We start from the raw sequence: 8001 nt of genomic DNA on the forward strand, positions 1-8001 counted from the left end.
CTCATTGAGCACTTTCCTTCAAATTCCTGCAGAGCCTTAAACCGAAGAACATGAGGATAATGTTCCAATGGCTCCGCAAGCAGCTTTTCTGCATCACCCACCTGAACATATGAGATGGTGGAATGACACATCAGGTGCACAAAATTATCAGTGTTCACCTTTATTTTATTCCCTGCTTTCATTGATACAATCATCAGAAACAGACTGACTATCAAGATTAATTTTTTCATAGCTTCAGTATTAATTATTTTTAAGGATGATTAGGGTGTTTTGTCTTAGATGAACCTTTTTCTCCCGGACTGATTTCATCATGGTGCGTGCCATGTTTCCTGCAGCATTCAGCCCCATATAAGTCAAGGCCTCTCCTTCCGGTGTAAAAAGAACTGAGGGATTAACATCTCCAACCACGTCTTTGTATATCTTTCTGGCTGCATGATCAGGGATGTACAACCCTTTTATTCCATCTGTGTCATAAGCTGCAAGATCTACCGGTAAAAAGGTGCCTCTCGTTGGTATGGAAGTAACCTGTATCTGCAAACGTTCATTGTCGGATTTGCACAAACCATAGATTGGAGTTCCTGCTTTTATATTGATTCCGTCAATTAGAATATCTTTTTCCAGGCATATCATAACCCTGTTCCCGCTTCGGACGGTACAATCATTCATTACCGATACCATAATAATAGAATCATCACCAACAGATCGTTGATGCACTTGCCCCGAAACTTTCACTTTGAGAACTTCATTTTTATCTTCCGGTTTTCTTTGATATTGCATTTTCTGCAATTCTCTAAGCAGTGAATCATTCTGTCTTGCCATCTTTTCATGATTGTAAATAAGCGCCTCCATGGCTTCAAATGAGGATAGCGCTTGATTCACATCTCCGTCATATGGCTGAGTCTTTTTCTTTTTGGAGTATTGTGATTTTTGAGTTTTAGTCATTTTTGAATTAACTGCAGCTTCTGACATTGTCACCACTTGCGTTTCTTTAGAACCGTGCTCTGATAAAGCTTCCTGTACCGATTCCTGCTGTTGTTGCATATGCCGGTTCATAATATCCCTTGCTTCCTCTTCCCCCAACTCATCAGACAATTGTATCTGTTCAGGACCTGACAATGAATCAAAGGAAAAGCTGACAGGTCGTTCTTCATTTTGTTTTTGCTGCCTTTGGTAAGCCTCTTTCTTATCCAGTATACCGATCTGACGATCAGCCTCCGGCAATTGATAATTGGCTCCGTCCACCTGTTCTCCAGGTTGTTTAAGATCTGTTCCCTGTCCTCCTCCGAGCACGTAAAATATCAGGAAGAGAAAAGGCAGAACAATCAAAGGAAGTACCAGTAATTGCTTGTTTTTAATCAGTATTTCTTTCATCGATCTTCTGTTTTAATAGTTGTTCAAATGAATCTGCAGGCAGCTCAAACGGATTGTTGGATAAGGAAACGGAGTCACAGGCATGAGTCTGTCCTGATTGAGTCTCCGGCATGGAATAATGATTGAATTCCGGTTTCAACTGTTGAATAAAAGACAGGATAAAAAGAACAGCCAACATTCCGGTTATAGCTATCCATTTACGAATCCGGTGTTTCCTTGCCAGCTGCTTATCCTGATGATCTGCCAGTTCAATCCATCGCTTTATTTTTTCCCTGATGTTCATGATCCGGTTTTAATAGTTTTTTCTTCGCGTGGTTTGTATATCGCTGTTATCTTCTATGATCCAATTTTCAATCAGGAATCCGTGAGTATTATTTTCTGTTCGGGAAATGTTTCTGAGCCATCCTTTGGTCATTAGCTGACGTATAGTGGTATTGCTTTTACGCACAATTTTCTGGCGTCCGTAATAATGAAACGCATAGGGATAAGATGAAAAATCAACTCTGACAGAATCCGTTTTCAAGGTCATACTCACATTGGAAGCAATCAGACGATTGTACAGATTACTTTCTTTAAAGCTTCTGTATTGTTTCATGGCACTTTGATCAGCCAGATACAATGCTTCCCTGATATTACTTTCGATATATTCCTTATCCGGTTCCAGGGTAAAAAAGAGTTCATGGAATCGTTTCACATGATTTCGTGCTTCCGCCTCTCTGTTTTCAGATATATCAGAACGCAGGGCTAGTAAGAGGGATTGACCATTATCAAGTACATAAATCTTTTGCCTCGAACGCTCTGCCAGTTGCAAAGCCATCCAATAAGAATAGGTTCCAAAACCGATTGATAAAACGGTTGTTGTCAGCAGCACATAAACTGTCCATCGGAACTTTTGCTGTATATCAAATAGTTGTCTCATGTGTAATCGGGTCGATTTAACTGATTAGTAATCTATTTCAAAGCCCCTTTACTGACGGCCATCATGGCAGCTGTTCGAAGTATTCTTCCGCCTCCTGTACTTGTTCCTGAAGTGTTTACTATCCAGCCTGATATTTTAGGTACCATTGCCAGTCCACAAATACCGCATACCGGAACGATCAGGCCTGTGACAAAGAAAAAAGAAGCTTCATACTGACCCATACTGTTGATCAACTCTATTTCTTTGCCCAACACATATACTAACAATTGTTGAGTCAGTGAGAGTACAATCAGTGCAATGGGCAAATACAGATTCACACTAATAAAGCGGGCAATCCATTGGAGGTAACTATCCTGAAAACCGTCAAAAATGGACAGAGCAAAGACCAACGGACCAAATACGATCAATAAAACACAAAACACGGTCCGTAAGAATGCAATCAGGTATACTACCACCTCAAAAGCTACTTCAGTAACATATCTCAATCCTTCCATTGTATAATAAGTCACCTGGTTACGAATGGCTCTGCCTGTAATTATGTTGTAGGTAGTCAACAACACATTAATTCCTTTATCCCACAAATCAGCTTCTTTATCAGGATTCTCCACAAAGGCCGGCACATCGACTCTTAGGATAGCTTCCTGCTTTTCTATTAAACGCTGACTGACCAGCTCCTGACGATCAGCATAAATCTCTTCTGATAGTTGTGTCAAACCATTGGTGGGGACCATCAGTAGTTTAATAAAAGGTCCCCAGAAGGTAATAACCAAGACCAATGCAAATGGTCTTAACAAGGGCAGTATAATGATTGGATTATCAGCTATCAGCTGTTCAAAAATCCTTTTGGCAATAAAAAGCAAAGCGGCTATTCCCCCGATGGCTCTTGCCAGTTCTACCAATAGGCGAGCATTATCAATCCCTGCATCAATCAGTAATTCGGTAAAATCAAAGAAATCCTGTAAATCCATTATCCGTATTATTTATTGAGAAGTGATCTGTTTCTATCTGCCGGCCAAAAAATCCAGATGAGTTTCTCTCATCCGGCTGTAGTATTGCCAATATTGCACCTTCTGGATGGTATATAAGATGGTACCATTCAGCTCACGTAAAGCGTTATTAACTGTAGCATTTGCTCTGATTTTATCTTCCTGAAGACAATCCATCTTATTGATCAGCGAGTAGTCTTCCTGTGTGCGTTGAATCTCCCTGATAAAAATCTCTGTTAATTCAGCCGGCAGATCCACATTTGTTTCCAGAGATACCTTTGAGTTTAAAAATGCATCCTGATTGGCAAATAAATCAGGTATCTCTTTCAGGCGACTGTTACGTAAAAAAGATTCTATGGCTTCCTGCCCGGTTTGATTCAATTGAATGCCTTCAACCTTACTAAACGTTTTTTCCAGGGTGCTTCTATCCAGTTCTTTTAATACCAGTTTTAGTCCCTGATATATCACTTCCTCCGCATAACTCTTAACATCATAGACAGGAACTGAATTCAGATAATAATAGTAGTGAGACGGATACAACCGAACAAAGAAATGAGGTACCGGAGGTAACCAACCTTTCCAGCACACAAAGGTGAAGGGATAATCATTATTCATCGTCGGATAGCGTCCGCTCCATTTCTTGACAGCAAAGGCATCCTGGGCTTCTATTTGTAGTCCACTGAATACTATCAACACCAATAATATGAAAAGCTTTTTCATCATTCAGTTATTTAAGCCATTGTCATATAAGCTATAGTAAAAAGCAAATTTTTTGAGGTCCCCAAGTGTATAGCTCTTCATATAAGAAGCATAGAGTATCTTGTTGTAGAGATAGCAAATGGTACCATAATGATGATTAACCTGCCTGTATATCCCGTTGATCACATCATATCGGGCTTTGTCATCCATCAAAAAGGCTTTATCAATAGTTATGGTATTCAGAACATTAATCACCAAATCTCTGCTATCGGTCAGTATGATATCAAAAGCCTGTAAGATAGCCGCTGCCTGTTGGGGTGTAAAATTTTGGTCTTCGAGTAAATGAGGTACCTTAGTTGTATATATCTCGAGTATCTTACTCAAGAGCTCACGTGTTTCCTGAATGCGTTTATAATCTTTGATCAGCCCGGATACATTTTCAACGGCATCCAGTAATTCCTGATCAATACCCAACAGTTCTCCCGTCAGACCTTTGATATCTCCGTTGAGTGCATGAATCAGCATATTATACCAGTTCATTTTACTTAGTATACCTTTCTCCTGTGTCCATAAGGCTTCCCTTTGTATTCCTCCTCCCACATCGCTGACAGCCAGCTGAGCCTGAATAACCTGATTGCTAACCAGAATATTCATAAATAAGACAAGTGTGATAAGCTTTTTCATAATGATTCATTTTAGATTTATAATGCGTTGAGTAATTCGATAAATGATGCGTGATCATTCATCTTCCGTATCATGCTTTGTTTTTCCTTTTCCTCCGAGGTATAACACCAATATTCCTGACGACTGGTTTCCAAAGCATAAACCCGAGAGTGGCTTCCCCAGGCGATGAAACATTCTTTAAGTTTTCGATTGGTGGGTAAGTCTCTGTTAACGGAGAGTATCTGTTCTTTTTGAAAAGAGCTTAATCCCAACACCTGACTGATGGTATCAAACTTATTGGCAAATTTGCTCATATCCAGAAGAATCTTGGTATCTGCATTATTGACAATGGCATCACGAATCAATGGACTGGAAATTATATCTTCGATCTCCTGAGTAACAACAATGGCTTCCCCAAAGAATTTACGAATGGTTTTAAAAAAGTACTTGATATAACCTGCCATCTGAGGTGTGGCGATGGCTTTCCAGGCCTCTTCAATACAAATTACTTTTCTGACTCCTTTTAATAATCGCATCTTTTGCAGGAAAATATCAATGATGATTAAGGTGGCTACGGGAAAAATAACCGGATGATCCTTAATATTATCCAGTTCAAAAACAATAAACGGACAGTTAAAGAATTCATCTGTGATCATCTGCCGATTTAGCAGGTAACCATATTCACCATCTCGGTAATATTTACTCAGAATAAAAAAGTATTCACCGGAATTAAAGCACAATCCTTTTTCTTTAACTAGTTCCGGAATCCATCCTTTAGCAAAATCATAATAAGTATCGAAAGAATAATTGCCGGTACATTGCTTATAATAAGCCAGCACCGATTGTGCTATCACATCTTTATCTATCTCTGACAACTGAGGTTTATATATGGTATAAAGGACAGATAAAATGGTCTGCTTTCGTTCGGTTGACAGACCGTCGGTCAGAACAAAAGGATTGAATGAGATGGGGTGTTCCTCTGTAAATTCAATATGCATGGCTCCTCCCTGCATCTTTAGTTGCTCATCCAGATAATGTACCAGCATCTCATAACTACGCCCTACATCCAGCAACACGGTATGGCAGTTGTTGCTTTCTCCGTAATGCCTTAACAGATGATTGGTTAAAAATGATTTTCCGGAGCCGGAGCCGCCTATGATGATCTTATTCCGGTTATGTACCCAATGCTTCTCCATGGGTTCATCTGAAACATCCACTTTAACAGGACAGGCGTTTTTCCGATCAGAGAAATGAATAAAAAAAGAGGAACGACTATTGGTAATACTCCCTTCAAAATTCATCAGACAGCAAGCTTGTGGGGCCTGTAACAATAGGGTTTCTGATTCCGGCAATTGTGTACTTCCCGGCATGGAAGCCCAAAACATTAAGGGCAAATCAAAACTATGACGATAAGGTAAGCAGTTAACAGATGAGAAAGCAGTACCGGCTTCACTTCTCTTCTGTTTCAGTCCTCGTAACGAATGATCAAAATACATCAGGTTACAATGAGTCCGAATAATAGGCTCTCCTGTTTGCTGAACATCCTCCAGAAAATCACTCAATAAAACAGCGTTCAGTTTGTTTTCAGTTGAAAAGCGGGATAAAGAGAAGATCTTTTTCTGACTGTTTTCCAGACGACTCTTAATATTTGTCTGGTTACCCATATACAAAAAGGTATTGACGATATGAGAGAAGTTCAGTCCATGACTGACCGGATACAACATTGATACCGGCAGATGATTTCCGGGGTGGCGGCTTACCGGACTTACCTCTGAGGGCAGATGGGCATAATCACTCAGGCTGCAAAATTCAACAAACTGTCCTCCTACTTTTAGATGATCCCTGAAGTCTGGGTTACTTAATATGTTATTTTCTGTTTCAAACCCCAATGTCATATATTGATTGATGAGTAGCCTCATCTCTTCCATTCCTATCTCCTCACATTCTATTCCTGATTGCCGAAGTTGCCCACTTATATTACATTGTATTTCTTTCAACTGATCACGTTGCCCGGTAATCTTCTTTTTTTGCTTAGATGGTGTAAGGAGACTATTTCCCAGCCAGTTTTTCAGTAAACCATTGTTCATTGCTGAGATAAAGAGATAACTTTCCTGTTTCAGATAGGATCGCCCATTAAAATGATTTAGGTAACAACCTGTCAGAAACGATTGACTCTGATCTGTTGTACATTGATAAACCGAATCGAGAAATACATCCTGCCGGTGCAATAAAACACCCGCTGGCAACATCATTACAATTCGTTTAAAAGCATCATGTATACCCAACAATTGTTCCCTGCTGCATGAATAAAGCTCCGGTAAGTGAATTCTGATACCCAAAGTCATATCCATTCCCGGAGAGATCAGAATATTATCCTCAAATCCCAAAACAGGCATACAATCAGAAATTGTTTTAGTCTTCATTTGGTTTGCTTAATTCAGAGATCTTGCTTTACCATTTTTTTTAGAGATAGTCGCATGGTTTGCAGCGAACAATGATGAAATCTGGTAATCTGCCTGACATGCGCTTTTTCATATATCCATCGGGACCATATTTTTTCTGTAGCTTATTTAATCGATAGAGTGCAATCAATAATGATGGTACAATGAGAAATACGGCAATTAAAGGGCCGGTCAGCAGGTAGAGAACCGTAAATCCTCCAAAGGCTGCCAAAATGGTATATAGAGCCTTATACACCAGTATACCTGAAAAGCCTTTGATATAGATTCGATCATCTACCTTGCTGATATGATAGTACTCCTTACCCTTCATCTTAACCAAAGAAAGCACCGATGACCACACCCACCAATATCAAAAACAAACAAGCTCCAAACCAACCCATCAGTGCCTTCTGGGTATCCTGATCTCCACTTTGCCACTTTATATACACCCTGATTCCACCAATCAATCCAATGACGGCTCCCAAGGCAATGATCAAATTGGAAATGGGATCAACGTAGGATCTCACTTCTGTGGTTGCCTGATCAATTCCGTCTGATGATTGTGCAATCACAATACTTGTGGCGACAAACAGCATTATCAATGCTGAGTATCCTTTACGAATAATATTCCTAGTTTTCATATTATTATAGGTTTTAGTTAATTCTTGAAGAAGTTGATTTGCCAGCTTTAGATTGCAGCTCCTTGATAAAGGATTCCCGGTGTTTTGTATCGGGATGATCCAGCTCATCTAATGAATAACCGCTAAGATCAGGATCTGAGGACTTACTGATTTCCAGTGCTTGTCCGGCAGACGTTTTTGTAATGTTTTTATCTAAAAGCAAATCGGCTGAATGAATGGTTTTAGTTTGTGGATGACCTGTCTCTTCCTCCAATTCAAAGATCTCAGGTTTGCTTTTGAAT

The 8001-nt window shown here is 39.7% G+C and carries 11 protein-coding genes; all 11 read right to left on the reverse strand.

What is annotated here, in order from left to right; genetic code table 11:
* A partial coding sequence (locus tag KEM10_RS22985; RefSeq protein WP_212220436.1) for a hypothetical protein occupies positions 1-230 on the reverse strand: 230 nt, incomplete at its 3' end.
* Positions 231-240: 10 nt separating this feature from the next.
* On the reverse strand, positions 241-1371 hold the full coding sequence (gene traM / locus KEM10_RS22990) for a conjugative transposon protein TraM (protein WP_212220439.1): 1131 nt from the start codon (positions 1369-1371) through the stop codon (positions 241-243).
* Positions 1352-1654 carry a hypothetical protein gene (locus KEM10_RS22995; RefSeq protein ID WP_212220442.1) on the reverse strand — a complete coding sequence of 101 codons (303 nt, stop codon included), beginning with the start codon at positions 1652-1654 and terminating at the stop codon, positions 1352-1354. The genes traM and KEM10_RS22995 overlap by 20 nt, the downstream gene beginning before the upstream one ends.
* Positions 1655-1663: 9 nt before the next feature.
* Positions 1664-2290 (reverse strand): conjugative transposon protein TraK, encoded by a 627-nt coding sequence (gene traK, locus KEM10_RS23000; RefSeq protein WP_212220445.1) that lies wholly within the window; start codon positions 2288-2290, stop codon positions 1664-1666.
* Positions 2291-2322: 32 nt separating this feature from the next.
* Entirely contained in the window at positions 2323-3258 is a 936-nt protein-coding gene (locus KEM10_RS23005) for a hypothetical protein (RefSeq protein ID WP_212220448.1), read from the reverse strand.
* 33 nt (positions 3259-3291) lie between these two features.
* Positions 3292-3996 (reverse strand): hypothetical protein, encoded by a 705-nt coding sequence (locus KEM10_RS23010; RefSeq protein WP_212220451.1) that lies wholly within the window; start codon positions 3994-3996, stop codon positions 3292-3294.
* A gap of 3 nt (positions 3997-3999) precedes the next feature.
* On the reverse strand, positions 4000-4659 hold the full coding sequence (locus KEM10_RS23015; RefSeq protein ID WP_212220454.1) for a hypothetical protein: 660 nt from the start codon (positions 4657-4659) through the stop codon (positions 4000-4002).
* 17 nt (positions 4660-4676) lie between these two features.
* On the reverse strand, positions 4677-7061 hold the full coding sequence (locus tag KEM10_RS23020; protein WP_212220457.1) for a TraG family conjugative transposon ATPase: 2385 nt from the start codon (positions 7059-7061) through the stop codon (positions 4677-4679).
* 40 nt (positions 7062-7101) lie between these two features.
* On the reverse strand, positions 7102-7410 hold the full coding sequence (locus tag KEM10_RS23025) for a DUF4133 domain-containing protein (protein ID WP_212220460.1): 309 nt from the start codon (positions 7408-7410) through the stop codon (positions 7102-7104).
* Between the two features lies 1 nt (position 7411).
* Positions 7412-7720: a DUF4134 domain-containing protein gene (locus KEM10_RS23030; RefSeq protein WP_212220464.1), complete on the reverse strand. Its 309-nt coding sequence runs from the start codon at positions 7718-7720 to the stop codon at positions 7412-7414.
* 13 nt (positions 7721-7733) lie between these two features.
* Positions 7734-8001 (reverse strand): hypothetical protein (locus KEM10_RS23035; protein WP_212220467.1); only part of this gene is annotated, 268 nt, incomplete at its 5' end.

It is taken from the genome of Carboxylicivirga linearis (assembly GCF_018271995.1).
GTDB lineage: Bacteria > Bacteroidota > Bacteroidia > Bacteroidales > Marinilabiliaceae > Carboxylicivirga > Carboxylicivirga linearis.

What these genes read in the sequence shown, in the direction of transcription:
- traK (WP_212220445.1), bottom strand. Translation starts at nt 2,290, where the DNA reads ATGAGACAACTATTTGATATACAGCAAAAGTTCCGATGGACAGTTTAT.
- traM (WP_212220439.1), bottom strand. Translation starts at nt 1,371, where the DNA reads ATGAAAGAAATACTGATTAAAAACAAGCAATTACTGGTACTTCCTTTG.
- KEM10_RS23030 (WP_212220464.1), bottom strand. Translation starts at nt 7,720, where the DNA reads ATGAAAACTAGGAATATTATTCGTAAAGGATACTCAGCATTGATAATG.
- KEM10_RS23020 (WP_212220457.1), bottom strand. Translation starts at nt 7,061, where the DNA reads ATGAAGACTAAAACAATTTCTGATTGTATGCCTGTTTTGGGATTTGAG.
- KEM10_RS22995 (WP_212220442.1), bottom strand. Translation starts at nt 1,654, where the DNA reads ATGAACATCAGGGAAAAAATAAAGCGATGGATTGAACTGGCAGATCAT.
- KEM10_RS23010 (WP_212220451.1), bottom strand. Translation starts at nt 3,996, where the DNA reads ATGAAAAAGCTTTTCATATTATTGGTGTTGATAGTATTCAGTGGACTA.
- KEM10_RS23025 (WP_212220460.1), bottom strand. Translation starts at nt 7,410, where the DNA reads ATGAAGGGTAAGGAGTACTATCATATCAGCAAGGTAGATGATCGAATC.
- KEM10_RS23005 (WP_212220448.1), bottom strand. Translation starts at nt 3,258, where the DNA reads ATGGATTTACAGGATTTCTTTGATTTTACCGAATTACTGATTGATGCA.
- KEM10_RS23015 (WP_212220454.1), bottom strand. Translation starts at nt 4,659, where the DNA reads ATGAAAAAGCTTATCACACTTGTCTTATTTATGAATATTCTGGTTAGC.